The sequence below is a fragment of the Arthrobacter paludis genome (assembly GCF_056782315.1).
Genome location: NZ_JBXAEW010000009.1, coordinates 63,654 through 88,805, shown reverse-complemented (window position 1 = coordinate 88,805; position 25,152 = coordinate 63,654). Strand labels below are relative to the sequence as shown.

Below are 25,152 nucleotides of genomic sequence, written 5' to 3'. Positions count from 1 at the left end.
TTGGCCAAACCTGTCAGGCGGCCGGTTTGCTGGCGTGGCGGCGGAGGGGCAGGCGGACGGTGACCCATTCGTCGTGGGTTCCGGTCTCCTCTTCCGCGGTCGCGTCGGCGTCGCCGTGCGGGCTTGTGGATGTGGTGTCGTCGAGGTCCCAGAGGCGGTCGCCGGGGCGGATGATTTCGATGCCGCCGGCCGGGGTGCCGGGCAGGGCCGGGGCGCGGGAGGTGTACGCGTGCCCGGTCGGGGTGGTGGTGACGGTGGTGTGGCGGGGCCCGTCGACGACGGCGGCGCCGTGGCCGGGGGCCTCCTTGGCGTAGTTGCACGCCTCGCACAATCCCTGCCCGTTCCCGGCGCTCGTGGCCCCGCCGGCGGCCCAGGGCAGGACGTGGTCGGTGTGCCGGATCGGGGCGTCGCACCACGGGGTCGCGCAGGTCTCGTCGCGCAGGGCGATGAACCGGGCCAGGCCGGCCGGGAATGCCCGCGACCGCGATTCCAGGCCCACGAGCTGGCCCGTGCCCGGGACCGTGTAGAGGCGCCGCAACGCCACCAACCCGGCCCCGAACCCGGCACCGGGCGGTCCGGTTCCCGTTCCCGGGCCGATCGTGGGCACACCGGTCCCCTCGACCCCGGGGGCCGGTCTTCTTCCGGCGGTCCCGCTGGCGGCTTCGTCCGCCACGCCGCCCGCCCGCCCGGGCGCCGCTTCCTGGTTTTGGCGGGCGAGGGCGTTGCGGATCAGGGTGCGGGCGGTCTGGGCGGGCACGATCCCGTAGCCGGGCAGGCGGGCCGGTTCGGTGTCGGCCTGGATCAGGGCCCGGTCGGTCATCACGAGCTGGATCTCGATCCTCGCCGGGACCTCGGTCGTGCCGCCGGTGACCCGCTCGACGAGCGTGTCGGCCATCAGTTGGCCTCGCGAACGCGGATCCCCCGCGGCCCGGCCGGCATCCGCGGCCTCGGTGAGGGACTTCAACACCGCGACCGCCGCGGGCGCGGGCAACAGGGCCGAGAGGCTGGCCATCGTGTCCGGGGCCGGCCGGCACCCCACGCGCCGGTCCTGCTCGGCCTTCGCGGACCGCCGCACCGCGGCCGCCGGGTCCAGGGCCAGGGCGGCGGCCTTGGCCCTGCCCGCGACCTGCCGCTGGCCGAGCCCCTCCAACACGGCGGGGTCCGCGCACAGGTCCCCGTCCACCGTCGTCCGGTCCTCCAGGCCCAGGCAGGCGGTCTCGCGGACCAGGGCCTCCGCGGCGCGCGGGCTCAGCCGCCCGGACTCCAGGGCGGCCAGGGTGTGGGGCATCTCCACCACCAGGGCCCGGCCGACACCGAGGAAGCGCCGGGCCGCGTGCGGCGAGCACCCCAACGCGAGTCCGACCTGCCGGGCCACCCCGGCCCCCTGCTTCTCGGACGGGACCGCGGCGGCGGCCTCCCGGTGCCGGACCACGGCCTGGAGCCGGGCCACGACCTTGGCCTTGGCCGCGACCGCCGAACGTTCCACCCTCTCCAGCACGCCCAGCTGCCTGACCAGCTCGACCTCCTCCGCGCCCGCGGACCCCACCGCCGCCACGCCCTCCGGAACGACGGGCCGGCCCCGGATCGCCCCGATGTCCGCAGCCACCACGGACAACTCCACCGAATCCATGCGACGCCCCGAGGGACCGGCCGGAGCCGGGAACCCGCCCACCAAACCCGCCCTCGCCTCCGCGGCCGCGCGCGCCTGCGCGGCCCGCTCCCGCGAGTCCCGCAACACCCTGGCCACCCGCGCATCACGCGCCGCCACGTCCTCCGGCACGCCAGCGGAAGCAACGGCGGCGGCAGCGCCAGAGGAAGCAGCGGCACCGTCGGCCGCGACGTCACCCACGGCCGCGTCGGCGGCGTCGTCGCCCACACCGGTCCCATCCATGTGACCCACGCTACAAACCGGGTCCGACAGATTGGCGCGCGGCGAGGTCCCACCGGGCGGTTGCCCGCCGGACAGGGAATCGCGCAGGCAACCGGGCAGGACCGATCAGGGGCGAAGAAGGCCACCCCCGGGGCCAGCGCCTCCCACGCCTCCAGGCGCGACAGTCGAGGGTCCCACTAGCGGCGGGTGGGAGCGGTGGCCGCGGGACCGCGGTCTTGCTCCCCTACGAGCCCGTGCAGCAGGCTCTCGAAGGCGTCAACGGCCCGGTCCGCCCCCAGATGCTCCTGGCGGTACCGCAGACCCGCCTGGCCGAGCTGGGCGCACAGCCGGGCATCGCCACCAAGCCGGATGGCCCCCTCCAGCAGGGCCTGCGGGTCCCCGGCATCAACCCGCACCCCCGCGCCGGAGCGACGGAGTTCCTCGGCGGTCGTGCTGCCCGCGTCGGTGGCCGCGAGGACCGGCCGGCCGCTCCCGAAGTAGGAGGTGAGCTTGCTGGGCACCGACATGCCGCGAAGACCCGGAAGTTCGTTGACGAGCAGCACGTCGGCCGCGGCCAACAAGCCCGGGAATTCCGGTTCCGGCACGGGGTCCAGGAAGGCGAGCCCAGCCACCCCGGCCGCCGTCTGCTCCAGGTCGGCCCGCCGGCTTCCGTCTCCCGCGAGGACGAAGCGCACCGGGGTTCCGGCCGCCAGGCGCGCCGCTTCGACCACGTTCTCGAGGCCCTGTTTGACGCCCATGTTCCCGGAGTGCAGGACGACGGTTTCATCCTCGCCCCAGCCGAGGGCGGCACGGGTCGCTGCCCGGGCGGAAGCACCACGGGCATGCTTTTCCGCGGTCCCGCCGCGGGCCGGCAGCGGGACCCCCAGTCCGCTGTCCGGCCCCGTCTTGTCGGTGTCCGGGGTCGGCGCCCCGGCCACGTGGGACCAGTTGCGCACGACCACGACGCGGTCCGGGTCGACGCCGAGTTCGTCGCAAACATAGTCGCGGAAGGACTCGTGGATGACGACAACCCGGTCGGCGCCCCGCAGGATGCGGGATTCGAGGCCGCGCAGCGTGCGTGCGGCCCAGGGCGCGGCGCCGGTCTCCACGACGCCGCGGCTGTAGAGGTCCTGGACCCAGACGACGGCGGGGACCCTCCGCCGCACCCACTGCCTGGCGAGGAGGGCCAGCCCGGTGGAGAAGAGGGCGGGCGAGACGAACACGGCGGCATCGGGCTTCCTCCAGTCCGCAGCGGCCAGCCGCGCCCCGAAGGCCACCTCCATGGCGGTGCGGACCGCCAACCGTGGCCGCGCCGGAATCGGGTGCGGGAGCCGGTGCACCACGGCGCCGTTCCGGTGCTCGCGACTGGACCATCCCGACGGGTGCAGGCGCCACTCCGGGTAGTGCGGGCGCCCCGTCAGCACGCGGACGTGGTGTCCCCGCCGCGCGAGGCCCTCGGCGAGCCCGGTCGTATAGGGGGCGTCCCCCGTCGTCTCGGGCGCGTAGTGCAGCCCGCCGACCAGGACACGCAGGGACCGGCTCACGCGCGTCCCGTGGCGGGCAGCGTCCCCACCACGTCGTCCAGCACGGCACGCAGCATCGTCGAGGACGTGTGCACGGTGTACGGGAAGTAGGCGACTTCCACGCCGACGCCTGCCAGCAGTTGCTCGATCTGGCGGCCGCGCTCGGTCCCCCGCCAGTCGTCGCCCTTGAAGTACGTCGTGAACCCGTGCTCCCGCCACACCTCGAGCTTGTCCATGGTGGTCTCGGGAACGGCCCGGTCGACGTAGCGGACGTGGGAGACGATCTCCAGCCGCTCGGCGAGGGGCACGACCGGGTCGTGGCCCTTGTTGAAGCGGCAGATCTCGTCGCTGACGACCCCGGCGATGAGGTAGTCGCAGTGCGAGCGGGCCTGCCGGAGGATGTTCAGGTGCCCCACGTGGAAGAGGTCGAACACCCCGGCGGCGTAGCCGATGCGGATGGGCATGGGAATGCTCCTTATTTCGAGGTCCGTTGGGCAGACAGCGATGCGAAGTCGGCGAGGCCCGACCGCTGGGTGACGCCGAGCTTGGCGAAGATCCGGTAGAGGTGCCCCTCCACCGTGCGGCGGGAGAGGAAGAGTTCGCGGGCGATCTGCTGGTTGCTCAGCCCACGGACCGCCAGGTCGACGATCTCCTGTTCGCGGGCACTGAGCTCGGCCGCGGAAAGGACGGCGTCGGCCGTCCCGACCCGGGCGTCGGGCACTTCGCGCAGGAGGCGACGCAGGTCGCGGCGACGCGCTGCTGCTTCGCGGCGTTCGCCGCTCGACTCGTGGAGGCCCACGGCGATCGCCAGGCCCTCCGCGGCGGCAAACCGGTCCCCCGCCTCGGCGGCCCGTTCCGCGGCCTCGGCCAGCGCGCCGGCGGTTCCCTCGCGGAGCGCCCCCGCCATGGCGGCCATAGCCTCCGACGCGACGCCGTCACACCGTGCTTCCGCGGCGGCGAGCCGTTCGGCCACGTCCCGGTCGCCGCAGTGGACCATGATCCTCAGGACCCTGGCCTCTTCACGCCGGGATCCGGCGGCTGCGGCGGATTCGGCGAGACGCGAGAGGTACTCGAGCGCCACCGGGCGGTCGGCGGCCAGGTCTTCCGCAGCCGCGGCGTAGGCTTCGGCAGCGCGCCACCACAGGAGCGGTTCGCTGCCCTTGGCCCGCGCCGCGTGGCGCTCGGCCACGTCGTGCCTGCCGAGCAGGGCCGCGGTGTAGGCGGCGGTTCCGTGGCCCAGGGCGGCGAGTCCCGGCGGTCCGTCCGCCGGCATCTCGCTGAGCCCACCCTCCAGGCGGTCCAGCGCCTCCGTGAGGTTCCCCCACCCAAAGTGGGCGATCCCCGCGAGGACTTCCACGGTCGTCCGTTCTGCCCTGCCCGGCGCGCGCCAGCGCAGCGCCAGGGCGTCCAGCTCCGCCACGACCTCGGCCCGACCGCCGGAGTGGATCAGGGCCATCAGTCGCGCTGCCAGCCACCGGGCGGCGCTGCCCGATTCCCGCGGTGGCGGCCCGGAGGTCAGGCGCAGGGCCTCGGCGCTTCGCCCCTCGGCGTCCGCGCGCGCGGCGAATTCGGCGATCTGGTCCACCGCCTCGCCGGCCGACGCACGGTTGCGGGCGTGGTCCGGTGGGGCCTGACGCCCCGCTGCGAGGACCGCACGCCTCGCCCCATGGGCGGCGGCGCGCGCAGAGGTCATCCCGGCGGGAAGCACGGCTCCCAGCAGGGGAACGCGCAGGCGCACGCCCGCCGGCGTCCGCTCGACGAGGCCGTCGGCGATCAGGTCCGCCAGGGGCCGCGCCCCAAACCATTCGGCCAGGCGCGGCTCCGGGACCACCCCCTCCAGTGCGAGGAACTCGAGAGCCTCGCGCTCAGCGTCGCTGCGGGCTGACAGGAACATCGCGACCTGGTCGGAGACCGTCTCGTCAGGCACGGCGCGGGCTTCGTCGATCCACACCCTCGCGGTACCGACCGTGGCGAACCCGGCGCGCTGTGCCCACTCGAGGAGGGCAGCAATCCACAACGGGATCCCCCGCGTCCAGGCGTGGACGACGGCACGGCTCGCGGCGGTGAGTGGCCGGCCCAGGATCGCCTCGGCCAGCCGCCCCGTCGCCCAGGGTTCCAGGCCCTCGAGGACGAAGTGCTCCAGGTGCCCCTCGTCGCGCAGCGCCATCAGTTCGCCCTCGGCGGTCTCCGCGGGAAGCCCGATCGCGAGCAACCGGGCCCGGCCGCCCAGGACCAGCTGCGCGAGCGCGTAGCTGCTGGCGGCGTCCAGCCGGTGGACATTGTCGACGAGCAGGAGCCTGCCGTGCTCGCCGTGCGGGGTTTCGTCGAGCACCTGCGCGAGCTCATCGACGACCTCGAACGGGTCGCCCGCGGCGGCGGCGCAGGGAACCAGCGGGGCGAGGGCGCCGAAGTCGACCGCCTGCAGGGCGCGGCTGGCGTGGATCTCCAGGACCGAGTCGTCCAGGCCGGTCCGCACCAGGACCCGCCGCGCCAGTTCCGTCTTGCCCACCCCCGGTTCGCCCGTGAGTACGACCCCGTGGCCCCGTGGGGAGACCAGGACTGCAGCAAGCGCCGCAGCCTCCCGGTCCCGGCCGACGAAGGGCCCCGGGGCCGGTGAGCCGGTCACGGCCGGACCCCCTGGCCTGCCGCCTCGAGGAGGCGTGTGAGCTCCCGCCGGTTGGCCACCCCCAGCTTCCCGTAGGCCTGGTGCAGGTGGCCCTCCACGGTCCGCACCGAGACTCCCGCGGCGTCCGCAATCGCCCGGTTGCTGGCGCCTTCCCGGACCAGGGCGACGACCTCCTGCTCCCTGAGCGTGAGCAGCCGTTCACAGAAGTCGGGCATCCGCAGTTCCTCGGGTGGCACGAGCCGGCGGATCCGGCGCCGCACCGTGGATGTTCCCTCGACGGCCCGGGTGTCCCCCTCGGCGACGGGGAGGACGATGTCCGCGAGTCCGGCGGCCAGGAGCCCATGTCCGGAATCCGCCGCGAGCTGCACGCTCGCCAGCAGGGTCGGCGTGTCCCGCGTCAGTAGCCCCTCGGCGAGCAGGACGCAGGCCTCGGACAGCCGGCCGGTGCCCGCGCGGGCGGCCCTGGCCAGCGGCGCGGCCCACCTCTCGCCGCGGCGCAGCAGCTCCAGCAGGATCCACAGCTCGACATTGACCAGACTGGCACGGCGGGCGAGCGCCGCCCAACCGGCGATGCGGGCCGTTCCCGTCTTCGGGTTGGCTTCGACCGTCGCCAGGTCGACGAGGTATCGGGCCACCACGGGGGGCTCCGGGACCGAGAGCAGGGCCGCACGGGCCGCACGGAGCGCCCCCGGCGCCTCGGCGTCGCCGGTCCTGAGGGCCCGGGCGTGGGCGATGGCGGCCAGCACCACCGGAGCCGCGTCCTGCGGGTCCCACACCTCGGACTGGGCCAGCAGCGGACCGAGGTGGAGCAGGGCCCCCTCGGGGTCGTGCATGAGCGTGTGGAAGATGCCGGCGGCCAGAAGCCCGTCGGGGCCTCCTGCCGGGGCGGCCCCGACGTCGGCCGCCCGGTGCGCCACGAGGGTGGCCAGGCGCTGCCGGGCCTGCACCGCGGTTCCGGGATCCGCCCACAGGACTGGCGGCGTCTCGCCGGGATCGGGGGCGCCGGCCAGCGCACCGTGTTCCCGGCGCAGGAGGTCGGCGGCCTCGGCGAACCGTGGGTTTGCCGTCAGGGCACCGGAGGGCAGGGACCGAAGGGCCTCCTCCATCTCCGCGTGGCGCCCCGAGGCGGCGAGGAGCTCGGCCCGGGCGAGGGCCAGCTCGGCGGCGCCGTCGTCGTCGGTTTCGACGGCGGGCCTCCTTGCGGCGGCCTCGGCCGCGGTGCGCAGTCCCTCTTCGGGACGCCCGCTCAGGCCGTGGAGCGCCGTCAGCCGCGCCGCCGCGCGCAGCCCCGCGTCCGGGTCGCCGAGCAGGCCCCGCAGCAGGTGCGCCGCCCCGTCGAAGTCATAGAGGGCGGCGCGCAGTTCCGCTTCTTCGAGGGGACAGTCCGTCCCGGGACCGCCAGCGGTGCGCAGGACGCGCCCCAGCAGCCGCGACGCCGGGACGAGGGTCGCCGGCGGGCCGGCGCACACCTCCACGAGGCCCCGCTCCTCCAGCCAGGCCAGGGTCTCGGGACCGGCCCAGCCCGCGGCCTCGTCGGGCTCCGCCCGCCGCCGCGCCAGCCGCTCCAGGACCGCCTCCGCCCCATCGGGGCACCCGCTCAGGCTCCCCAGGACGTCCGTCGCGGTGCGCGTCCCCCACCAGGCGCCGGTGGCCGTGGCCGCCCAGTACCCGCGGTGTTCGCGCAGGCGCCCGGAGTCGACGGCGTCGAGGGCGATGTTCACCGCGTGGCGCGGATTGCCGTCGCTGAGCCTCCAGATGCATTCCGCGGCGAGGGGCGTCGGCGGCGCCTCGAGCGTCCACGCGAGCAGGGCGGCGGTCCCGGCCCGGTCGAGGGGGCCGAGATCGATCCGGGCCATGCCCCCGTCGGCCACCAGGTCCAGCAGGTCCGACGGAAGGTGGGCCGCCCGGATGCAGTGAAGCAGCAGCCGGATGTCGCCGCCGAAGGCCAGCTGCGCCAGCACGGAGGCGGATCCGGCGTCGAGATGCTCCGCCCGGTCGACGGCCACAATGACGGTGCGTGCACGGGAGCGGGCCGCCAACCCCGCGCGGACCGCCGCGAGGACCTCGGCGAACCGGTGCTCCGGCCCCAGCCGCTGCCCGGCCATGAGGCTCGCCAGCGCGCCGAAGGGCATGGCCTGCGCGAACCGCGAGCCGCGGATCGCGACAACCTGCCACTCCGGGGAAAGCCCCTCCAGCGCGCGGCGGGCGACGGCGGACTTCCCCGAACCCGCCGGCCCGGCCAGGACACCCCCGAGTCCCCCCGGCCCGGTCAGAGCCCCCTCAACCGCCCGGACGGCGTCCTCCTGGACCGGTGCTCCCCACGTGCTACCGCCTTCGTGGCCGACGCGCGCCATCGCTGACACGGACATATGTACCCCCAAGTGATCCCCGGTGACCCAGGCTCGCGGCAACCCCCAAGGTGCCGTCCGTTCCCCAACGGATGCCTGAATCGTGGTCCAAGGTATACCCGCTGTTAACCCCGGGAGGCCACCCCTGGTCGCTACTCGATCGGCCGCGGCCACTACGTGTCGCCCTACCCCAGCGGGGCTCCCCCGGATGGGGGGTGCGCGGATCGGCCCCTCTGGGGAGCAGAACGGCCGCGGCGTCCCCGGGGCAGGTGTCCGGCCCGGGGAAACGAGTGTTCCCGGCGCGTCGCCCTCCGGGGATACTGCCATTGGGGAACGAACGCGGCAGGGTGCACCGCACCCGCCCGCCGCGGCAGCACTGGGGGAACTGGGGATCATGGACACTTATCGATCGGCGCTGGCCGAATTGCATTCGCGGCAGAAGACGCCGCGTGGCGTGTCGTACTACGCGTTGTGGGTGAACCGCCCGCTGGGCCGCCTGCTGGCGGCGGCGGCGCACACGGCGGGACTGACGCCGAACCGGGTGACGCTGCTCAGCGCAGCCTCCACGGCCGCGGCTCTGGCCATTCTGGTCGCCGCCGAGCCGGCGCCGGCGTCGGGCCTCGCCGCATGGGCGTTGCTCGCCCTCGGGTTCGCCCTGGACTCGGCGGACGGCCAGGTGGCCCGGCTCCGGGGAGGCGGGTCGCTGGCCGGAGAGTGGCTGGACCACGTCATCGACGCCGGCAAGATGGTCGCGATCCACGCGGCCGTGCTCGTTGCCTGGCTCCGCGCGGGGGTGGAGCTGCCGTGGCTGCTGGTGCCGCTCGTGTTCCAGTTCGCCGCCGTCGCCACATTCAGCGGCGGCACCCTGGCCGGGCTGCTCCGGCGGACCCTCCCGGAGGCGGTGGCCGCGGCGCCGGGCCCACCGGGCGGGCCGAACCCGCCGGGCCGCGCACCGTCGCCCCTCCGCGCCGCGGCGCTGCTGCCGGCCGACTACGGCGTGTTCTGCCTCGTGTTCCTGCTGTGGGGATGGCCGGAGGCCTTCATGGGCGCCTACGCGGCCCTCGCGGCCGTGCGCGTCCTGTTCCTTGGCGCCTTCGGCGCCAAGTGGTACCGGGAGCTGGTGGCGCTGTGAGGATCGCCCAGGTCGTTGCGTATGTGAGTTCCGACGGCGCCTACGGCGGCCCGACGAGCGTGGCCCACGCCCAGTGCGCGGTCCTGTCCGGCGGGCACGACGTCACGCTCGTGGCCGGGTGGGACGGCCGTGCGGAACGTTCCGGCCCCGCCTACCGGCGCGTGTACCGGCGGGCGTTCCGGCCGCGGCGCTCCTTCGGCTCGCTGGTGGGTCCGGGCGTGTGGTGGTGGGCGCTGCGCCACGCGCGGTCGTTCGACGTGGTGCACATCCACCTGGCCAGGGACCTGACGGTGCTGCCGGCGGCGCTGGCCTGCCGGTTGCTCTCGGTGCCGTATGTGATCCAGACCCACGGCATGCTCAAGCCCGCCCGCGGCCGCGCCGAGCGGCTCTTCGATGCGCTCTTCACGTCGCCCGCGGTGCGCGGGGCCCGCCTGGCCCTGTGCCTGACGGAGACGGAGGCGCGGAGCCTGCGCCTGTTCGGCTCGCCCCCGCAGGAGCGGGTACGCAACGCCGTTCCCGTGGGCGCGCGGGAAGCCAAGGCGGACGACGGCGGGGGCGCCGTGCGCGTCCTGTTCTGCTCCCGGCTGCACGCCCGGAAGCGGCCCCGCCTGTTCACGGCCGCCGCGGAGCGCCTCGAGGCGGAGGCGCCGGAGCGGTACCGGTTCACGGTCGTCGGTCCCGACGGCGGCGAGCTCGACGCGTTGCGGGCCGACCTCGGGCGGGCCAGCGCGCGCGTCGACTACCGCGGCGCCGCGGCCCCGGACGACGTCCCGGCGGTCCTGGCCGGGCACGACGTGCTGGTGCTGCCGAGCCTGAACGAGCCCTACCCGATGATCGTGCTGGAGGCCCTGGCCGCCGGGGTGCCCGTGGTCATCGACTCCACCTGCGGGCTCGCCCCGGTCCTGCGCAACCGGCCCGGGGCACGGGTCGTGGAGTGCACGCCGGAGAGCATCGGGTGGGCGGTCGCGGACATCGCGGCCAACCTGCCCGTCGAATCCGCCGGGGCCCGGCACCTGGCGGAGACCGAGTTCTCCCTCGAGCGCCTCGGCGGCCAGCTCGCGGCCGCGTACCGGCAGGTGGCGCGGTGAGCGGGCAGGACGGGGCCCCGCCCGTCGTCCCGCTGCGGGAGGCGCCGCGCCCGGAGCTCGGGCCGGGGCGGCCCCGGCACGTCGAGGCCGCGTGGCGCGTGGTCGAGGCCCTGCTGGTCACGAACTCGCTGCAGCCGAGCTCGGCGGTGCGCCGGGCGGCCCTGCGCTGGTTCGGCGCGCGGGTGGGCCGGGGCGTCGTGATCCGGCCGCGCACCCGCGTGCGCTTTCCGTGGAACCTGGAGGTCGGTGACGACTGCTGGATCGGCGAGGGGGTGTGGATCAGCAACCGGGACCGGGTGGTGCTGGAGCACGACGTCGTCGTCTCCCAGGAAACGTTCATCACGACCGGATCGCACGCCGCGTCCGGGGACATGCGGGTCACGACGGCGCCGGTGACGCTGCGGGCGGGCTCGTGGATCACGGCCCGGTGCGTCGTGCTCGCCGGGACGGAGGCCGGGCGTTCGTGCGTCGTGGCGCCGGGGACCGTGGTCTCGGGCCAGGTCCCGCCCGGGGTCGTGTTCGGCCAGCCCGCTCCCCGCGTCCTGCGCCCCAGGTTCCGCGCGTGAGCGCGATCCGCCCGCCGGGGACCGCCGCGGCCGCGGTCCGCCCCGGGGGCCGGCTCCGGCGCGGGCTGCTTCCGGTCGCGGACCAGGCGGTCTCGAGCCTGTCCAACATCGTCGTGGTCCTGGCCGTGGCGCGGAACTTCCCGGCCGCGGAGTTCGGTCGCTTCGCCCTGGCCTACTCGGTCCTCGTGGTGTGCCTCGGCCTGTCGCGGGCCTACTGGGGCACGCGGCTGACGCTCTCCGCGGACGACCGCCCGGCGCTGCTGCGCCGGGCGTCCCTGCTGCTCGGGGCGTGGCTGCTCGCGGGCCCCGCCGTCGCGCTCGTGGTCCTCGGGGCCGCCGGCCTGCTGGCCGGGCTCTCGCCGATGGTCGCGGCCGTCGCCGTGGCCACGCCGTTGGCGTGCGCCCAGGACCTGCTGCGCTTCGCGGCGATCGCCGACGACCGGCCCGGCGCCGCCCTGGCGTCCGACGTCGTGTGGCTGGTGCCCGTGGCCTTCCTGATGGTCGTCCCCGCGGTGCCGGAGCCCGTGGCCGCGGCCGTGTGGCTGGGCGCCGTCGCGGCGGCGCTGGCGACGGCGGCGGGCACGCTGCGGCTGCGCCCGCGCTTCCGCGGGGCGCTGCGGGAGGCGGCGCAGCGGGAGGCGATCGCCGGCTCCATGGCGTGGTCCTCGCTGGCCGGGCTGGGCTCGCACCTGGTCGTCGTCGCGGCGGCGACCGCGCTGCTGGGGCCCGTCGCGGCGGCCGCCCTGCGCGGGGCTAGCACCATGGTCGGGCCGCTGAACGTGCTGTTCGCGTACGCCCACCTGGCCCTCACGCCCCGCCTCGTTCGCCGCCGCCGGTCGGGCGACCTGCGCTTCGGCGCGGGGCTCTCGGCGTCCGTGGGCGGCATCGCCGTCGCGTGGGGCCTGGTCCTGGTGGCGTTCCCGGCGGAGTGGGGCCGCGTGCTGTTGGGGGCCGCCTGGGAGGCGACCGCCCCGCTGCTGGGTTTCACCGCCCTCCAGTACGCCCTGCTCGGCTGCGCGATCGGTGCCGTGCAGGTGCTGAAGGTCCGCCGCAGGGCGCGCGCCCTGGCGGTCCAGCAGGGGTGCGTCGCCGCGACCGGCGTCGTGCTGGCCCTGCTCGGCCTGCACGTCGGCGGGGACGTGACGTGGGCGGCGGCCGGCCTGGCCGGTTCCGCCGCGTTGGCCGTGCTGCTCGGCTGGACCAACGCCGCCACCAGCGGCGGCGGGCGGCGGCGGAGGACCACCGGTGCGCGCGCCTAGCCGCGCCGCGGACCGGGCCGTGGCCCCCGTGGCGGGACCGGGCGCCGGAGCGCTGCCGGCCGCCGCGGCCGCCCACCGCGTCGAGACCGCGCGCCGCCTGGCCTGGTTCACGCTGTCGGCGCTCGTGCTGGCGGCGGTCCTGCCGGCGCTGGTGGTGCTGACCGTGCCGGACGCGGGCCGCAGCACCGCGTGGACGCTCACGCTGACCGTAATGGCCTGGGCCGGGCTGCGGCTGGCCGGCATCATCGGCGGGGGCCTCCCCCGGGTCTACGAGTTCATGTTCTGGCTCTTCACGTACATCTTCCTGGGGCTGGCCGCGACCGTGCAGCTGCGCACCGGGCACATCTCCTCCACGACGAAGGACATGGACCCGGGCCTGGACTGGCCGGCCGCGCTGGCGGTGGTGCTGGGGCTGGCCGCGTACGAGGTGGGCCGGACGCTGCCCGTGTGGCGGCAGCTGCGCGCGAGGGACGCGCCGGCCCCGGACCACGCCTCCGGGGGCCTGCGGCCGGCCGCCGCGTGGTTCCTGTTCGCGGTGGGGCTGTCCTGCACGGCCGCGTTCGTCGCCGCCGTCGGGCTGGACACGCTGTTCATGGACCGGCACACCCGCCAGGCCGTGACCGCGCAGTCCTTCGACGACGGCTCCGGCGCGTCCCTGCTCCGCGCCCTGGCGTGGGTTCCGCTCCTCGTGGCCGCCGGCGCGTTCGCCCTGCTGCGCCGCGCCCGGCGCGCGGCCGGGCTGCCGGGCCGCTACGGCGCGGCCGTCGCGGTCGCGGTCGCCGGCGTGCTGGTGGTCGTCAACCCGGTCAGCAGCCCCCGGTACACGGCGGGCACGGTCCTGTTCGCGCTGCTGTGCTTCACGGGCGTCCTCGCCCGGCCCGGCCTGGTCCGGCCGCTGCTCTCCGGGGTCCTGGCCGCGTTCCTCTTCCTGTTCCCCATCGCGGACGCGTTCCGCACGGACGGGCCGCTGGACGTCGCGCGGAACGGGTTCTTCGGCGAGTACGCCGGCAACGGCGACTACGACGCGTTCTGGCAGATCGCCAACGCCGTCGCCTTCGTGGACCGGCAGGGGCCGCTGTGGGGCGAGCAGGCCCTGGGCGTGCTGCTGTTTTGGGTGCCGCGCTCGCTCTGGCCGGGGAAGCCGGAGGGCACCGGCGTGGTGCTGGCCGAGTTCCGCGGCTACGACTTCACGAACCTCTCCGCGCCCCTGTGGGCCGAATCGCTGGTGAACGGCGGCGCCGTCGTCCTCGTGGGCGCGTTCCTGGGCGTCGGACTGCTGCTGCGCCGGCTGGACCTCGGCCTGCCCGGCAGGCTCGGCTCGGCCGACGCGCTGGCGCTGTCCGCCTGCGTGTTCCCGGCCTACCTCGTCATCCTGCTGCGCGGATCCATGCTCCAGGCCACGGGCACGTTCGCCGTGATGCTGGTGGCCGTGCTGCTGTGCCACCGGCGGCCGCGCCCCGAGCGCGGCACTGAGCCGTAGCCACACCACGGACCCCGGCGGACCACGCCCACGCAGGCCGCACCCGCGTGACGAGCACTAACGGCGTCCCCGCCGTCGATTCGGAAGTCCGGTCCGGCCGACAGGGCATGGGGCCGACGTTTCGGCGCAGCATCAGACCAGATCCCCGCGAGCCCCGCCATCGGCAGTCCGGATCCGCGACCTGCCCGGGCTCGGGAAGGGGCAGGCCTAGTACGCTCCGACCGGCCTCAGGACCACCCGCACGGTGCGCAGGATGATGCGCAGGTCGTAGGCCAGGGACCAGTTCTCGACGTAGTACAGGTCCAGGGACACGCTGTCCTCCCAGGACAGGTCGGAGCGCCCGGACACCTGCCAGAGCCCGGTCAGCCCGGGCTTGGCGAGCAGCCGCCGGCGGGCGGCGGCGTCGTACTCCGCGACCTCCGCCGGCAGCGGCGGGCGCGGTCCGACCAGGGACATCTCGCCCTTGAAGACGTTGACCAGCTGCGGCAGTTCGTCGACCGAGTAGCGGCGCAGCCAGGCGCCGACGCGGGTGATGCGCGGGTCCTCCTTCAGCTTGAAGAGGGGCCCGCTTCCCTCGTTGAGTCCGGCGAGGGCGGCCAGGCGGGCCTCGGCGTCCACGCACATGGTCCGGAACTTGAGCATGGTGAACCCCGAGCCCCCGATCCCGACCCGGTGCTGCCGGAACAGCGCCGCGCCGCCGTCTTCGCGGTGCACGGCCGCGGCGACGAGCAGCAGCAGGGGCCAGAGCACGGCCAGCGCCAGCCCCGAGGCGGCGACGTCCAGGCAGCGCTTGGCCGCACGCCGGCCGGCGCGGGGGGCGGACGGGCCGACGTGCAGCAGCGGCAGCCCCTCGCGGTGCTGCAGCCCCAGGCGCCCCGCGCCGACGTTGCCGGGCACGGGGACAACGGCGAGTCCGATCCCGGCCGCCTCGAGCTCCCAGCCGAGCTCGCGGAGCGCCCCGGGTCCTCCGTGGAGCGGGCCGGCCACGATGACGAGGTCGACCGCGTAGTCGCGGGCGACGGCGGCTGCCCGCTCCCCGCCGGCGAAGACGTCCTTCTCGGCGACGGTGTCCTCGGTCCAGGGCGCGTCGTCGTCGAGGACGACGGCGGCCGTGCCGTACACCCCGGGGCGGCGCGCCAGCCGGCGGACGACGTCGGCGGTCTCGGCGGGCGGGCCGACGACGGCGACCCTGACGAACGCTTCCCCGGTGGCGGCTGCGGCACGGCGGGCCGCCGTCCGGGCGACCCAGCGTCCGCCCGCGAGCAGGAGGATGCCCACGGGCGAGCCGGCCCACACGAGCGCGCCGAGTCCGGGGACCCCGAGAGCCAGGAGGACGGCGGCGAGGGTGCCCGCCGCCGCGAGGGAGGCCTTCGCGACCGCGGCGGCCTCCGCGCCCCACCCCCCGAGCAGGCGGTCCCCCCGCGTCCCGTAGAGGGCGAGGAACGCCAGCCAGACGGCGGCGAGCAGGCCGCCCGCCGCCAGCGTCTCCGCCGTCGCGGTGCCGACCGCGGCGACGCCGACGGCCAGTGCCGCCGCGACGGCCATCGTGTCCAGCCCGGCGATCCAGCGCCAGTAGGCCGTCAGCCCGGTGCGCGACGGCCGCGCCCGGTTGCGGGCCCGGGGCGGGGCGGCGGTTTTCGTCGTCCACGCCGCGGCCAGCCCCTGTGTGGTGGTCGGTGAGATCTGCGTTGCCATGCCGTGGCTCCCCCAAGCGTCCGACTGCCGCCCACGCCGGGCGGCCATGTGCCCGCCAAGGTACGGTGCGGCGCGCCCGGGCGGACCGGTGGACGGCACTCGATTCCGTCCCCGGGCCACGCGCCCAGCGACCGGCGATACCCGTTCCCCGGCCCGTCCCCCGGAGTTCGACTGCGCGTCACGAGTCCCTCACGGGGGCTGCGTAGCGTCCCGCGGAGAGGACGCTCCACGACGAAGGGACGCACGGCATGGCTCTGAGGGTTTCGGTCATCGGCACGGGGTACCTGGGCGCGACGCACGCGGCCTGCATGGCCGAGCTGGGCTTCGAGGTCATGGGCCTGGACGTGGACCCGGCCAAGATCGAGCGGCTCGCGGCCGGGGACCTGCCGTTCCACGAGCCCGGGCTGCCCGAGCTGCTGCGCGAGCACGTGGCCACCGGTCGGCTCCGGTTCACCACCTCGTACGAGGAGGTCGGCGCCTGGGCGGACGTGCACTTCATCGCCGTCGGCACCCCGCAGCGGGCGGACGACGACGGCGCCGACATGACCTACGTCGACGCCGCCGTCGAGTCCACCGCCCGACACGCCACCCGGGACTGCCTGATCGTCGGCAAGTCCACGGTCCCCGTCGGCTCGGCCCGCCGCCTCCGCGACGTCGCCCGGGGCGCCGCGCGCGACGGCGTCGACGTCGACCTGGCCTGGAACCCCGAGTTCCTGCGCGAGGGCTTCGCAGTGCGCGACACCCTCACCCCCGACCGCCTGGTCTTCGGCACCGACTCCCCCTCCGCCCGCGCCGTGCTGCGCGAGGTCTACGCCCCGATCCTGGACCGCCAGACCCCGCTGATCTCCACCGACTTCGAGACCGCCGAACTGGTCAAGGTCGCGGCCAACGCGTTCCTGGCCACGAAGATCTCCTTCATCAACGCCTTCTCCGAGGTCACGGAGACGATCGGCGGGGACATCGGCACCCTCGCCGACGCCATCGGGCTGGACCCGCGCATCGGCCGCCGCTTCCTCAACGCCGGCCTCGGCTTCGGCGGCGGCTGCCTCCCCAAGGACATCCGGGCCCTGCAGGCCCGCGTCAGCGAGCTCGGCCTGCACCGCACGATGGACTTCCTGGGCGACGTCGACGAGATCAACCAGCGGCGCCGCGACCGCGTCGTCGCGCTCGCCACCCAGCAGCTCGGCGGGAACCTCGCCGGCAAGCGCGTCGCCGTCCTGGGCCTGGCGTTCAAGCCCGACAGCGACGACGTCCGCGACTCCCCCGCCCTGGACATCGCCGGCCGCCTCTACAACGCCGGCGCCGACGTCGCCGCCTTCGACCCCGAGGCCATGCGCAACGCCGCGGCGCGCTTCCCCCGCCTCACCTACGCCGGCTCGGCCGAGGACGCCGCCCGCGGCGCCGACGTCGTCCTGCTCCTCACCGAGTGGCCGGAGTTCCGCAAGCTCGTCCCGGCGGACCTCGCCCCGCACGTGCGCGGCCGCCGCATCATCGACGGCCGAAACGTCCTGGCCCACGGGGACTGGGAGGAGTCCGGCTGGTCCGTCGCGGCGCTGGGCCGACGGGCACCGGTCCCCGCGATGGCGTAGATCATCCGCCCGGGCACGGAAAAGGCGCCCGGACTCCCCGTAGGCTCGGTTCGACAGTGACGCGACACCGTCCACGGGGGAGACGCGATGCAGGACCACTACGCGGAGATGAAGCAACGACAAGCCAAACGACGACTCTGGGGAACGGTCGCGGTCACGGCCCTCGCGGCCGCGGTCCTGGTGGCCGTGGTGTGGGCGGTCGCGGCCGGGTAGGCCGTATCACCGGCCGCGCGCTCGGCGCGGGACTGGGCGCCGCCGTGCTGACGGCGCTCGCCACGGCGGCGGTGATACTCACCCCCCCGCCTCGACGATCCCGAGGGAGTCGATGCGCTGGTCGTGCTCGCGAGCGCCCCGGAACGCTTCGCGGCCGCCGAGGCCATGATGGCCGACGGCGTGGCCCCGGCGGTCGTCTATTCGGTCGCCCAGCCGGCTCCGCCCACGGCGCCGCCGGAGTGCCTTCCCAGGCCCGACTACGCGGTCCGCTGCTTCACGCCGGACCCGAACACCACGCAGGGCGAGGCCATGGCGCTGAGCCGGATGGCCGCGCAGGAGGGCTGGGACTCCGTGGCCGTGATGACCTTCGATGCCCACATCACCCGCTCGCGCCTGCTGGTGGAGCGCTGCCACGGCGGCGACGTGCGGATGGTGTCGATGGACCGGGATGTGGCACCACTGTCGCGCATCCGGGAGGTGACTTACGAGGTGGCGGCCCTGGCGAAGGCGGCGCTGGCCTCCGACTGCGGGGACACCGCGCCGCAGTGGGCCCAGGACCTCATCGACACGTTCAAGCCGCCTCCCCCGGCGCCGCGAGGTCCTTCTTCATGATCAGGGCGTCCACGCCTCCCGGGTAGTAGCTCCGGCGGGTGTGGATGTGTTCGAACCCGAACCGCCGGTACAGCTCCTGGGCCCGGGGGTTGTCGGCCCGCACCTCGAGCAGGACGTCGGAGGCGCCCCGCGTCCGGGCCTCGTCGACGAGTCCGCCGAGCAGGGCGGACCCGATGCCGCGGCCCTCGAACTCCGGGACCACGGCGATGGTCTGGACGTCGGCCAGCGGCAGGACGCACATCAGGCCGCAGTAGGCGACGATCCGGCCGTCCGCCTCGGCGACCCAGTACCGGCGCGTGTCCGTCTGGCCCAGCTCGTCGTGGAACATGGACTCTGGCCACGCGTCCGCCGGGAAGAGCGCGCGCTCCAGGTCCCACACGGCCGGGATATCGGCCACGGTCATGCCGCGCACGGCGACGCCGTCCGGTAGCCGTTGGCTCATGCGCCCGGACTGCTCATCTGTCGGGGCACCTGGGCGTCCGACTCGCGCAGGTAGAGCGGCACGGTCGGCAGGAAGTCCCGGCCAGCGGCCATCGCGTCCGCGGCGGCGCGCCCGAGCGCGGCCGCCGTGGGCTGCGCGGCCGCGAAGGCCTCGACGGGCTCCGCTCCGACCGCCCGGAGCCGGTCCGCGTACAGCCCGCCCCCGGCGCCGTAGACCGGGCCGGCGGGCACGTCCTCGGCCGGGCCGACCTGCGGCCCGCGGACGAGTGTGCCGGCGGCGTCGTAGCGGGCCCAGTAGAGTTCGCGCCGGCGGGCATCCGTGGCGACCGTGAATTCCCCGGGCGCCGCCTCGCCGCGCAGCAGCACATCGGCGGCGACGGCGTCGAGGCTCATCATCCCGTCGACCGGCACGCCCCAGACGAACCCGAGCGTGCGGGCCGTGGTGATGCCGACGCGCAGGCCGGTGAACGGGCCAGGCCCCACACCCACGACGATGCGGTCGAGCTCCGTCCCGGCGACGCCGGCCTCGCGGAGGAGCCCGTCGATGGCGGGAGCGAGCACCTCGGAGTGCGTGTTCGTCTCGCGGGAGGCGAAGGAACCCAGGACCTCGGCCCCGCCGTGGCCGCGGTGCCGCAGGAGCGCCGCGGACGCGATGGCCGAGGTGTCGATGGCGAGCAGCAGCATCTACCGCTCCCGGCGCTTCACGGGCCGGCCGGACACCCCGTCGGACGCGGCGCCCGCACCGTCGGGATCGCCATGGGGCGCATCCGGTTCTTCCGCCGGGGCGTAGCCGTGGGGGTTGGCGGATTGCCACCTCCACACGTCCACCGCCATCTGTTCCAGGCCGCGCTCGGACTTCCAGCCCAGCTCCTCGCGGGCCTTGGTCGGGTCGGCCCAGTAGGCCGGCAGGTCACCGGGGCGGCGGTCGGCGATCTCGTAGGGCACATCGCGTTCCGCCGCGCGCGAGAACGCGGCGATGACCTCCAGCACGGAGGAGCCCTGCCCGGAGCCGAGGTTCCAGGCGTGGAGGCCGCCGTGCTGGGCCAGGTGCTCAAGCGCGTCGAGGTGCCCGGCGGCCAGGTCCATGACGTGGATGTAGTCGCGCACGCCCGTCCCGTCGGGCGTGGGATAGTCGTTGCCGAAGACCCGGACCCTGTCGCGACGCCCGACGGCGACCTGGGCGACGAAGGGCATGAGGTTGTTGGGGACGCCCTGGGGGTCCTCCCCGATCCGGCCGGAGTCGTGCGCGCCGACAGGGTTGAAGTAGCGCAGCTTCGCAACGGCCCAGCGCGGGTCGGCGGTCGCGACGTCGTCCAGGATCTGTTCGATGTGCATCTTCGTGCGCCCGTACGGGTTGGCCGCCGCCAGCGGCAGGCCCTCCGTGTACTCGACGACGCCCCCTGCCTCGCCGTAGACGGTGGCGGAGGAGCTGAACACCAGCGTCCGCACGCCGGCGGCCTCCATGACCTCGAGCAGGGTCATCGTCCCGCCGACGTTGTTGCGGTAGTAGCGCAGGGGCTCCGCGGTCGATTCGCCCACGGCCTTGAGCCCGGCGAAGTGCACGACGGCCTCCGGCCGGGCCCGGTTGAAGACCGCGGCCAATCCGTCGGCGTCGAGGAGGTCAACCCGGTGCAGTGCGGCCTCCCGGCCGGCGAGCTCGGCGACGCGGCGCAGGGCCTCGGCCGAGGAGTTGGCGAGGTTGTCGACGACGTGGACGTCGTGTCCGGCCTGCAGCAGGAGCAGGACCGTGTGGGATCCGATGTAGCCGGCGCCGCCGGTCACCAATACGCGCATGGGATGTCCTAGAGGTCTCGTTCGGCGACGAACTCCGCCACCGTATCGTCCTGGAGGGCCTCACCGAAGGCCGCGATCGCCCCCTCGTCGGGCAGCACGATCGACTGGCCGTCCGCGGACCTCCCGAACCCGGCGGTCGGGAGGGTGAAGAAGTGGACGTCGTCGCTGCGGACGCCGGCCATGGAGACGCCCAGACCGGCGATATCCGTGGCACCGAGCGATTCGGAGCGGGAGACGTAGGGGGAGAGTTCGTTGACGACGGCGGCGATCTTGCCGGGGTCGGTCATGGTTTCGCGGCTGAGGACCTCGCCGAGCACGGCCTTGATGAACGCCTGCTGGTTGCGCACGCGCTGGAAGTCGCCGTCGGAGAAGGACTTGCGCTCGCGGACGAAGCGCAGTGCCTCGTCGCCGTCCATGTGCTGGACGCCTTCCTCGAACGTGTAGCCGGCGCTCGAAAAGGAGACCGGGACGTTGACGTCGACGCCGCCGAGTGCGTCGGTCAGCCCCTTGAAGCCCTCCATGTCGACGGAGGCGACGTGGTCGATCCGGGTCCCGAACATCGACTCGAGCGTCTGGACGGCCAACGGGACGCCGCCGAGGGAGAATGCGGCGTTGATCTTGTGCTCGCCGTGGTCCGGGATGTCCACCCAGGTGTCGCGGACGATCGAGGTGACGTAGACGCCGCTGCGGTCCCCGGGGATGTGGACGAGCATCATGGTGTCCGAGCGTCCTGCGTTGGGCACGCCCTCGAGGTTCTCCGTCTCGCCGGACCCGCCCTGGGAGTCGCTGCCGAGCAGAAGGATGTTCACGGCGTCCTCCGACTCGGTGGTCGTCTGCGGACGTGCCGACTCGGCGGGGAAGGCGGAGGGAATGCTCTGGGACTTGTTCTCGAAGCTCGAGGCCAAACTCAGCAGGTAGCCGCCGGCGACGGCGCCGGCGACGACGACCAGCGCCAGGAGGGTGACCACCGTGATCAGGACGGGGCGGCGCTTCTTCTCGGGCATGACGGACCTTCCGGGCTGTTGGACTAACGGCCAGTCTACGCGGCGGGCCCGGGCCCCTCCTCGGGTGTCACGGGATCCGCATCGGCCCAGCGCGGACCGTATCCGCTGATCCGGATCATCCGCGGCTCGTCGTCCTCGTCAAGGTCCGGCGGCTGGGGCGCGTCGCCGATGCGCCGCAGCAGGTCGATCTCCAGCCGGGAGTCCGTGAGGTGCTCCACTTTGCCCCGGCCCCATTCGACGACGGTGACGGAGTCCGCGGCGGTCGCCTCGAGGTCGATGTCGTCCAGCTCCGCCGCCGAGGCCAGCCGGTACGCGTCAACGTGGACCAACGCGGGCCCGCCCACCAGAGACGGGTGCTGGCGGACGAGGACAAAGGTCGGCGAGATGATGCCACTCCGCACCCCGAGCCCCTCCCCCAGCCCCTGCGTGAAGGTCGTCTTGCCGGCCCCGAGCTCCCCGCTCAGCACCAGAAGGTCGCCGGCGCGCAGGGACGTCGCCAACCGCTCGGCGAACTGGCGCGTTTCCTCGGCTCCCGCCGTCCGGACCTCGACCGTCCAATCTGGCGTATCCACGGCGCTACTCACCCGCCTCGCCCCAGCTTCCCTCGACGTAACGGCGCGGAACGCGCGGCATGATGCGCGTGACGATCTCGTAGTTGATGGTCCCCGAGGCGTTGGCCCAGTCGGTGGCCGAGGGGCCGCCCTCCCCGAAGAGCACGGCTTCGGCTCCGACGAGCTCAGCGGGATCGACGTCGGGTCCGACGTCGACGACGAACTGGTCCATCGCGACCCGGCCGCAGCTGCGGTACGTCTTGCCATTGATCAGGACGGGCCCGCCCACGGCCGGACGCGGCACACCGTCCGCATATCCCAGCGGGATCAATGCCAGGACCGTCTCCTCCGACGTGCGGTAGGTCAGGCCGTATGACACTCCATGGCCAGCGGGGACGCGCTTGGCGTTGGCGACCCGCGCGGAGAGCCGCATGGCCGGACGTAGTCCGAGGTCCTCCGCAGTCTGGCCCGCGAAGGGGCTCAGCCCGTACATGCCCAGACCGAGCCGGACCAGGTCGAAGTGCGAGTCCGGCCGGGAGAGGATGGCGGGGGTATTGGCCGCGTGGCGCACCTCGAGGTCGAATCCCGCGTTCTCCGCCAGCGCCACGGCCTCGCGAAATACCTGGAGCTGCTCGTCCGTCTCCCGACGGTCTGGCTCGTCGGCGACAGCGAGGTGCGTGAAGACCCCGACGACTCGCAACAGGCCTTCGTCCTGGAAGGCGGAGGCCCGGTCCAGTAAGTCTTCCCAGTCGGCCGGCATGCAACCATTGCGGCCCAGACCCGTGTCAATCTTGAGATGGACCCGGGCAGGCCGTTCGGCCTCCTGGGCGGCTGCGGCGATCCGGTCGAGCTCCCAACCAGAGACACCAAGATCGATGCCAGCAATGATCGCCTGCGCAAACGGGGCTTCCGGAGAATGGAGCCAGGCCAGAACGGGAGCCTCGATACCGGACCGACGCAGGTTCAGCGCTTCCTCAATGAGGGCGGTTCCAAGCCAAGAAGCCCCGGCTTCAAGTGCGACACGGGCAATACGCAGGGCACCATGCCCGTAGGCATCGGCCTTCACTACGGCCATCAGCGCAGCAGGTGCTGCTAACTCGGCCACGCGCCTCACGTTATGGCGAACATTCGCAAGATTGATCTCGGCACAGCCGCGTTGAAGTCCGCCACGACTGCGCGTTAGCTCACCGTGAATCATCGTTAGGTTCCGTCTTCCGCAATTCTTGAGTCGCCTCCACAGTAGATGCCGAACGAAGACGACTAGCGGAACCTGTTCGCTATGAGTTTCGCCCACGCTAATCCCGCAAGAGGGATCAGCGTCACGACGTTCTGCAAAAAGGAAATCATCGATTCCGGATGCACACTGAGCCATCCAAGCGGCTCGAAGATGATCAGCCCGAGAATGACAACTTGCCAACCCGACAACCGGCCTTGATTGACCCTAATGAGCACGGCGACTGTCGCCGCCCAAAAAGCGTACAGAGCAACGACCCCTCCTGCCCCCGAGAGCACGTACGTGGTGGCCACTGGGAGGAACGTATAAGACGAACGGGGGTCACCATGAAGCAAGTGTTCGTTAATCAATTTGCCCGTGGAGACTTCGTCGCGTTCCGGGTCCAATGCTCGCGGGACTAATCCATATCTGACGATTTCAATCCCCTCGACCTGACCGACACCTCGTCCTGGCTCGTACTTCGCCCCCTCCGTGATCTGCAGGTCATAACGGAGACGGTCGAAGGCGCTCACAGACGGGTCCACCCAGATGCCGCTTTCTCGACGGTGCTCGTTTCGAAGATCAAATACGAGGGGCCAAACTGTCAGCACTATCAAGAACAACGCGATCGCATGCTTGATCCTAAGTAATCCAAAGAGGAGTAGGACACACGCAAGGGCTGCTACAAATCGCCACAGTTGGATAGTGATACCGAGCTGAACTACATAGGCAGCCTGCCCGGCAACAGCGAAAAGTATCCACCGCCAGAAAGACTTCTTCTCGCATTGGCCCGTCTTCGCAGCATAGACAAGCATCAAAACCCCGATGAAGGGGTAATAAGTCAATAGCGATGCAATCGATCCCAGCACTCCCCCCGACGAAGCCTCTTTTACTTGGCTCTCGATGGTGCCGATACCACTGAAGGCGCTGAAGTTGCCGGCGATCGTACCCAAAATGATCGCAGTTTTGCCAAGCCAGGAAAACTGCCCAGAACTCCGCACACGGGAAGACCGCGCAACACCGAACACAGATGGCGAAACGAGCGAAATAGCCAACTCGACCACGAAAGCTGTCCCAGCCGCGACCCCCATCGTGACCAATAAAAACGGCATCTCTGTGTTTGCCCCGCCGACCGCCAGTGGCACAAAAAGTGCGACGTATGGAGCAAGAACAAGCCACGTGACGGGAAAGGTGCGGAGCCAGCCCAGCGCGGGCGATTGGCCCGCTACATCTCTAGCGGTTTTCAAAGACCTGAGATTATGCATGGGGTCGGCTGGCAGCTTGCAATACATTGAGCACGTCTGCGGTGTAGGTCGCTTGAATTTGCAGGTCGTTCGCGTAATCGACGACATTATGCGTCGCCAGTGAATCGCCCTGTGTCCCTGCAACGGTGCAAAAGTCCCGCGGAGTGCGGCTTACCTGCGCAACCTTAAATCCACCTGAAACAGCTAGAAAATGCAGCCATACGTCGTCGGCCTTCGGAGATTTTCGTTCAAACGCCTTACCGTGGGCCCGGACCATCGATTGGAATCGAGAGTTGTAGATAACCCCGGACACACCCGTGGCGAAGTTGAGCGGACTTGCCTCTAGCCCCTGAGAAGGAACCCACATGTTGTAAGGCTGCATCTCCCCGGCATCGGTCATCGAAATACGATGGGCTCGATGACAGTAGACGGTGTCCTCCTGACCGTCGCCGGCCGCCTTTAGTAGGGCCGCCAGCCACCAGCGTGGATACAGGATATCGTCGTCGGCTGTGACGAGGGGAAGCGCTGGATCTGGAGCCTGCAGGCAGTGTGGGAAGTACTTCGTATGCGGCCCGTAAAAGCCACCTGAAGTCCTGATCGCCAAACCACGGGAGACAAGTCGCTGCAGCGCGTCCGCGAAGATAGGCGGCAGAGATTCGCCATCCAGCCAGAGCGTGATGGATCGCGGCCGCACAGAACCCGCGCCGATCGATTCAATAGCAATAAACACGCGGTCCAGACGAGAGCCATGTGAAGTCAGGGCCACATCGCAGGTACCGTTCGGATCAATGATGCTCTTCTTCGAAAGTCTGTTGCGGAGCTTCAGCCACTGAGAATAGCTCACGCTCGTCGTATGGCGCCTCGCAGCCCGGAGGACTCTCCCCGGCGTAAATCGAAACTCTCC

At 72.9% G+C, this 25,152-nt stretch carries 22 protein-coding genes; 8 read left to right on the top strand and 14 right to left on the bottom strand.

Annotated features, from left to right (window positions below; all coding sequences use genetic code 11):
* Positions 1–13: 13 nt before the first annotated feature.
* The 5 genes from AC1Q5D_RS09295 to AC1Q5D_RS09275 all read right to left on the bottom strand — a co-directional run bounded on the left by AC1Q5D_RS09295 (position 14) and on the right by AC1Q5D_RS09275 (position 8,388).
* Positions 14–1,621, bottom strand: coding sequence for an HNH endonuclease (locus AC1Q5D_RS09295; RefSeq protein ID WP_481738310.1), 1,608 nt, complete (start codon positions 1,619–1,621; stop codon positions 14–16).
* Positions 1,622–2,067: 446 nt separating this feature from the next.
* A complete protein-coding gene (locus tag AC1Q5D_RS09290; protein ID WP_481738309.1) occupies positions 2,068–3,414 on the bottom strand; it encodes a glycosyltransferase in 1,347 nt (448 codons plus the stop codon).
* Positions 3,411–3,857: an FAD synthase family protein gene (locus tag AC1Q5D_RS09285; protein ID WP_481738308.1), complete on the bottom strand. Its 447-nt coding sequence runs from the start codon at positions 3,855–3,857 to the stop codon at positions 3,411–3,413. The genes AC1Q5D_RS09290 and AC1Q5D_RS09285 overlap by 4 nt, the downstream gene beginning before the upstream one ends.
* Before the next feature lie 11 nt (positions 3,858–3,868).
* Entirely contained in the window at positions 3,869–6,019 is a 2,151-nt protein-coding gene (locus AC1Q5D_RS09280; protein ID WP_481738307.1) for a LuxR C-terminal-related transcriptional regulator, read from the bottom strand.
* On the bottom strand, positions 6,016–8,388 hold the full coding sequence (locus AC1Q5D_RS09275; protein ID WP_481738306.1) for a LuxR C-terminal-related transcriptional regulator: 2,373 nt from the start codon (positions 8,386–8,388) through the stop codon (positions 6,016–6,018). Before AC1Q5D_RS09275 ends, AC1Q5D_RS09280 begins: the two co-directional genes overlap by 4 nt.
* 373 nt (positions 8,389–8,761) lie before the next feature.
* On the opposite strand from AC1Q5D_RS09275, the gene AC1Q5D_RS09270 reads away from it, so the two are divergent.
* The 5 genes from AC1Q5D_RS09270 to AC1Q5D_RS09250 are packed head-to-tail and all read left to right on the top strand — an operon-like array spanning position 8,762 to position 13,892.
* A complete protein-coding gene (locus AC1Q5D_RS09270) occupies positions 8,762–9,499 on the top strand; it encodes a CDP-alcohol phosphatidyltransferase family protein (protein WP_481738305.1) in 738 nt (245 codons plus the stop codon).
* Positions 9,496–10,587: a glycosyltransferase gene (locus AC1Q5D_RS09265; protein WP_481738304.1), complete on the top strand. Its 1,092-nt coding sequence runs from the start codon at positions 9,496–9,498 to the stop codon at positions 10,585–10,587. The genes AC1Q5D_RS09270 and AC1Q5D_RS09265 overlap by 4 nt, the downstream gene beginning before the upstream one ends.
* The gene (locus tag AC1Q5D_RS09260; RefSeq protein ID WP_481738303.1) at positions 10,584–11,153 is read left to right on the top strand and encodes an LbetaH domain-containing protein; all 570 of its coding nucleotides are present in this window, start codon (positions 10,584–10,586) and stop codon (positions 11,151–11,153) included. Before AC1Q5D_RS09265 ends, AC1Q5D_RS09260 begins: the two co-directional genes overlap by 4 nt.
* Complete coding sequence (locus tag AC1Q5D_RS09255; protein WP_481738302.1) at positions 11,150–12,412, top strand: MATE family efflux transporter; 1,263 nt, start codon at positions 11,150–11,152, stop codon at positions 12,410–12,412. The genes AC1Q5D_RS09260 and AC1Q5D_RS09255 overlap by 4 nt, the downstream gene beginning before the upstream one ends.
* Complete coding sequence (locus AC1Q5D_RS09250; protein ID WP_481738301.1) at positions 12,399–13,892, top strand: hypothetical protein; 1,494 nt, start codon at positions 12,399–12,401, stop codon at positions 13,890–13,892. The genes AC1Q5D_RS09255 and AC1Q5D_RS09250 overlap by 14 nt, the downstream gene beginning before the upstream one ends.
* A gap of 207 nt (positions 13,893–14,099) precedes the next feature.
* On the opposite strand, the gene AC1Q5D_RS09245 is transcribed toward AC1Q5D_RS09250, so the two are convergent.
* Positions 14,100–15,587 (bottom strand): sugar transferase, encoded by a 1,488-nt coding sequence (locus tag AC1Q5D_RS09245; protein WP_481738300.1) that lies wholly within the window; start codon positions 15,585–15,587, stop codon positions 14,100–14,102.
* Between the two features lie 248 nt (positions 15,588–15,835).
* Between AC1Q5D_RS09245 and AC1Q5D_RS09240 the strand changes: the two genes are divergently transcribed.
* The 3 genes from AC1Q5D_RS09240 (at position 15,836) to AC1Q5D_RS09230 (ending at position 18,001) form a co-directional block, all read left to right on the top strand.
* Positions 15,836–17,176: a UDP-glucose dehydrogenase family protein gene (locus AC1Q5D_RS09240; RefSeq protein ID WP_481738299.1), complete on the top strand. Its 1,341-nt coding sequence runs from the start codon at positions 15,836–15,838 to the stop codon at positions 17,174–17,176.
* Positions 17,177–17,263: 87 nt separating this feature from the next.
* Positions 17,264–17,389: a hypothetical protein gene (locus AC1Q5D_RS09235; RefSeq protein ID WP_481738298.1), complete on the top strand. Its 126-nt coding sequence runs from the start codon at positions 17,264–17,266 to the stop codon at positions 17,387–17,389.
* A gap of 123 nt (positions 17,390–17,512) precedes the next feature.
* Positions 17,513–18,001, top strand: a complete 489-nt coding sequence (locus tag AC1Q5D_RS09230) for a hypothetical protein (RefSeq protein WP_481738297.1) — start codon at positions 17,513–17,515, stop codon at positions 17,999–18,001.
* On the opposite strand, the gene rimI is transcribed toward AC1Q5D_RS09230, so the two are convergent.
* The 8 genes from rimI to AC1Q5D_RS09190 all read right to left on the bottom strand — a co-directional run bounded on the left by rimI (position 17,961) and on the right by AC1Q5D_RS09190 (position 25,092).
* Positions 17,961–18,443, bottom strand: coding sequence for a ribosomal protein S18-alanine N-acetyltransferase (rimI, locus tag AC1Q5D_RS09225; RefSeq protein ID WP_481738296.1), 483 nt, complete (start codon positions 18,441–18,443; stop codon positions 17,961–17,963). The genes AC1Q5D_RS09230 and rimI overlap by 41 nt on opposite strands.
* A complete protein-coding gene (tsaB, locus tag AC1Q5D_RS09220; protein WP_481738295.1) occupies positions 18,440–19,126 on the bottom strand; it encodes a tRNA (adenosine(37)-N6)-threonylcarbamoyltransferase complex dimerization subunit type 1 TsaB in 687 nt (228 codons plus the stop codon). The genes rimI and tsaB overlap by 4 nt, the downstream gene beginning before the upstream one ends.
* The gene (gene galE, locus AC1Q5D_RS09215; RefSeq protein WP_481738294.1) at positions 19,127–20,236 is read right to left on the bottom strand and encodes a UDP-glucose 4-epimerase GalE; all 1,110 of its coding nucleotides are present in this window, start codon (positions 20,234–20,236) and stop codon (positions 19,127–19,129) included.
* 8 nt (positions 20,237–20,244) lie between these two features.
* Positions 20,245–21,240 carry an LCP family protein gene (locus AC1Q5D_RS09210; protein WP_481738293.1) on the bottom strand — a complete coding sequence of 332 codons (996 nt, stop codon included), beginning with the start codon at positions 21,238–21,240 and terminating at the stop codon, positions 20,245–20,247.
* A 35-nt stretch (positions 21,241–21,275) separates the two neighbouring features.
* Positions 21,276–21,812, bottom strand: a complete 537-nt coding sequence (tsaE, locus tag AC1Q5D_RS09205) for a tRNA (adenosine(37)-N6)-threonylcarbamoyltransferase complex ATPase subunit type 1 TsaE (RefSeq protein WP_481738292.1) — start codon at positions 21,810–21,812, stop codon at positions 21,276–21,278.
* 4 nt (positions 21,813–21,816) lie between these two features.
* Positions 21,817–22,989, bottom strand: coding sequence for an alanine racemase (gene alr, locus AC1Q5D_RS09200; RefSeq protein ID WP_481738291.1), 1,173 nt, complete (start codon positions 22,987–22,989; stop codon positions 21,817–21,819).
* A gap of 62 nt (positions 22,990–23,051) precedes the next feature.
* The gene (locus AC1Q5D_RS09195; protein WP_481738290.1) at positions 23,052–24,296 is read right to left on the bottom strand and encodes a hypothetical protein; all 1,245 of its coding nucleotides are present in this window, start codon (positions 24,294–24,296) and stop codon (positions 23,052–23,054) included.
* On the bottom strand, positions 24,262–25,092 hold the full coding sequence (locus AC1Q5D_RS09190; RefSeq protein ID WP_481738289.1) for a hypothetical protein: 831 nt from the start codon (positions 25,090–25,092) through the stop codon (positions 24,262–24,264). The genes AC1Q5D_RS09195 and AC1Q5D_RS09190 overlap by 35 nt, the downstream gene beginning before the upstream one ends.
* Positions 25,093–25,152: the final 60 nt, after the last annotated feature.